Below are 2,185 nucleotides of genomic sequence, written 5' to 3' on the forward strand. Positions count from 1 at the left end.
GCAGGTAGTGGCGTTGGGGTGGTGGTGCGGAGCACGTGGGCGACACAGAGCTGGTAGGTGCTGTTGGCGTCGAGGAGGAGCTCGTCGCTGGCGTGGGGCGGGAGGGTGAGCAGGTAGTGGCGTTGGGGTGGTGGTGGGTCGCCGGCGCGGATGCGGTCGCCGAGGTGGTTGAGCAGGGTGGCGGCGTGGGTGGGCGGCAGGCCGGCGATCATGAGTTCGGGGTGGTGGAGGGCGGTGAGGCCGATGGTGTAGGCGTAGTCGGGTTCGTCATGGGTGGGTTCGGCGAGGACGGCGCGGATGGCCCAGCCGCGTCGCGCGATGGTGCGGCGGATCCAGGCGTTGTCCTGGTCGGTCCAGGTCTGGAGGTCCATCGGGGCTTCTCCCGGGCGTGGTGGTGGGTTGCCCGGGAGAGGCTATGGGTGGGCACCGACAGTTTTGGGGTGCCGCTTCGGGTCGGTCCGCTCCCCCATGGCAGCTGGTTGGGCGCGGCGGGCCAGCCGGTGTGGGCTACCGGCGCCGCGCCTGTCCTACGGCGGCCCGGTAGCTTCCACGCGGGGCGGTCAGGGGGTGGTGTCGAGGTCGAGGGCGAGGCTGTTCATGCAGTAGCGCTGGCCGGTGGGGGCGGGTCCGTCGTCGAAGACGTGGCCGAGGTGGCTGCCGCAGCGGGCGCAGCGGACTTCGGTGCGGGTCGTGCCGTGGGAGGTGTCCTCGACGAGTTCGACGGCGTCGGTGTCGGTGGGCTGGTAGAAGCTGGGCCAGCCGGAGCCGGAGTCGTACTTGGTGTCGGAGGTGAACAGGGGGGCGCGGCAGGCGCCGCAGCGGTAGAGGCCGGTTTCCTTGTTGTAGGTGTAGGCGCCGGTGAAGGGGCGTTCGGTGGCGGCCTGGCGCAGGATGGCGTATCGGTCGGGGGTGAGCTCGGCGCGCCACTGCTCGTCGGTCTTGGTGACCTTGCCGGGGGTGTGGTCGGCGTGGGTCATGGCGTGGTGTCCTTTCGGTGGGGTGTCGCCGCGGGTGTTTCCCGGTGGCGTGGCCCGGTGTCAGGTGTTGCGGTGGTGTGACCGGCGGGCTGTGGCTTGTCGGGTGGTGGGGGTTCGGGTGGGTCACTCCCCCGCGGTGTCGCGGGGGCGGGTGAGTAGGGGTGTGGCGGCGGCCGCGCCACCGAGGGCGGCGGTGGCCATGGCGGTGCCGAGGGCGGGTGGGAGGTGGCCGCGGGCGGTGGAGGTCGCGAAGACGGAAACGTCGGCGGCGTCGGCGAGCATTCCGGCCCAGAGCCAGGTGTGGGTGTCGCGGCCGGTGGCCTGGGCGGTGAGCAGGCCGGCGCCGAGGGCGAGGTCGCGGATGCCGGCGAGGCGGGCGACCCAGGCGAGGTGGGTGGCGGTGACGCGGTCGGCGCCGGTGAGGCGCAGCGTGTCGACGGCGCGGGTGAGGATGAGGACGCCGACGGCGCAGCGGGTGAGGCCGAGGGTGGTGGTGTGCAGGGTGCGGCGGCTGCGGGTGGGGCGCGGGCGCGCTGTGTTCATGATTGTGTTAGGGGTCCTTCCGGGGCGGGAACGTCTCGGCTGGCCAGAACGTTGTCGAGGGGTAGTTGCACACGACTCGACGCTCGGAGGAGTTATATGGGCGAGCGCATCCTGCGGGGAAGCCGTCTCGGTGCGGTGTCCTACGAGACTGACCGCAGTACCGAGCTTGCCCCACGGCAGTCGGCGTCCTACGACTGCCCCAACGGGCACCAGTTCACGATGCCCTTCGCCGCGGAGGCGGAGGTGCCGTCGGTGTGGGAGTGCCGGGTGTGTGGTGGGGCGTCGGTGATCGTGGATGGTGAGCGGCCGGAGCCGAAGAAGGCGAAGCCGCCGCGGACGCACTGGGACATGCTGATGGAGCGCCGGACCACCGATGATCTGGAGGAGGTTCTGGCGGAGCGGCTGGCGGTGCTGCGGGGCACTGGTGAGGGGCGTCGTAGCGCCTGAGGGTCGGTAGCGTCTGAGGTGTATCGCGGCCGGGTGGCCGCGGGCGGTGAGGGTCGGGCACGGGTGGTTGTGCGTGCCCGACCCTTTGGCGTGCCCGCGGGTGGGGTGTCGCCGGGCGGGTGTCAGCGGCCGTTGCCGGTGGTGAGGGTGCTGGGCTGGTCGGCGCTGGGGGCGGGTTGGCTGGTGGTGGCGCCGTTTGTGGTGGCGCTCGCGTTGGT

At 72.1% G+C, this 2,185-nt stretch carries 4 protein-coding genes; 1 reads left to right on the top strand and 3 read right to left on the bottom strand.

Annotated elements, in window-relative coordinates; translation table 11 throughout:
- The 3 genes from C1A33_RS24210 to C1A33_RS24220 all read right to left on the bottom strand — a co-directional run.
- Positions 1-371, bottom strand: a 371-nt coding sequence (locus tag C1A33_RS24210) for a DUF4262 domain-containing protein (RefSeq protein WP_115538010.1), incomplete at its 3' end; no start/stop codon positions are given.
- A gap of 189 nt (positions 372-560) precedes the next feature.
- Positions 561-977: a peptide-methionine (R)-S-oxide reductase MsrB gene (gene msrB, locus C1A33_RS24215; RefSeq protein WP_101833636.1), complete on the bottom strand. Its 417-nt coding sequence runs from the start codon at positions 975-977 to the stop codon at positions 561-563.
- Between the two features lie 123 nt (positions 978-1,100).
- On the bottom strand, positions 1,101-1,520 hold the full coding sequence (locus tag C1A33_RS24220; RefSeq protein ID WP_101833637.1) for a hypothetical protein: 420 nt from the start codon (positions 1,518-1,520) through the stop codon (positions 1,101-1,103).
- A 96-nt stretch (positions 1,521-1,616) separates the two neighbouring features.
- Between C1A33_RS24220 and C1A33_RS24225 the strand changes: the two genes are divergently transcribed.
- On the top strand, positions 1,617-1,967 hold the full coding sequence (locus tag C1A33_RS24225) for an RNA polymerase-binding protein RbpA (RefSeq protein WP_101833638.1): 351 nt from the start codon (positions 1,617-1,619) through the stop codon (positions 1,965-1,967).
- The last annotated feature ends 218 nt before the right edge of the window (positions 1,968-2,185 follow it).

Source organism: Frankia canadensis (assembly GCF_900197875.1).
Lineage (GTDB): Bacteria > Actinomycetota > Actinomycetes > Frankiales > Frankiaceae > Frankia > Frankia canadensis.